The 717-nt window shown below is 62.6% G+C and carries 1 pseudogene; it reads right to left on the bottom strand.

Annotation, left to right across the window (positions count from 1 at the left end):
• Positions 1 to 404: 404 nt before the first annotated feature.
• Positions 405 to 630: pseudogene (locus EJ903_RS26420) on the bottom strand (IS110 family transposase); the annotation flags it as partial.
• Positions 631 to 717 lie beyond the last annotated feature (87 nt).

Genomic DNA, 717 nt, shown 5'->3' with positions numbered 1-717 from the left:
TGTTGGGCATGGTCACGCGATGAATTTCCTACGCCCTCGAGCTTAAACTTCAGCCGGGCTGATGTCTCACCGTCATTGGCACAGAGGGCCTTCCACCTTCTGGGATCGGTGGCAAGCTAATGCCGTCGAAGAAACGATGTGTGGACGGCCCCTCTGGCGCAAGAGGGAAATCCGCGCTGACTGGCCGAGAAGGATGCATCCATGTGCCCGGCCTGTTGTCGCAGTCGCTGGCTGCTGGCCTTGATGAATTCCGCTGATCGGTGCCCAAATCACCTCATCGCGCTCGGTGGCGCTTGGTCCCCGTGGGTTTGGCCGATCCCCCGGTCCTGCCGGTTCGTCATCACGTCTCACCACCCTTGCCCCCACCCCGCCGAGCCGTCCGACACCGGCGGGGTGGATGCTGTCTACGCCGCGTTCGGCACTGCGTAGGTCACTCCCCGCGTCATCACTACCCAGGCGATGCGCGCGGTTTTGTTGGCCAAAGCCACGGCGGCCAGCTTTGCTGGCTTGCGCTCCAGCAGCTTCGTCGCCCAACTGCGGCTGGCGTTGTCTTTGCGGGCCAACCGCATCACTGCGCGTTGCGCCAACGACGAGCAGGTGCCGAAGATAGCCGTCGCCCTGCTTGCTGAGTAACCATCCGGCGAGTGACGCGGTCAGGCTGCTTTCCTGATATTTTGAGCGGCTTTCCAATTCCACGGGAGCAATTCGTGCAACCGG

The organism is Azospirillum griseum, from assembly GCF_003966125.1.
In the GTDB taxonomy this organism is placed as follows: domain Bacteria; phylum Pseudomonadota; class Alphaproteobacteria; order Azospirillales; family Azospirillaceae; genus Azospirillum; species Azospirillum griseum.
The sequence above is the reverse complement of the archived record's forward strand: the minus strand, read 5'-3'. Positions and strand labels throughout refer to the sequence as shown.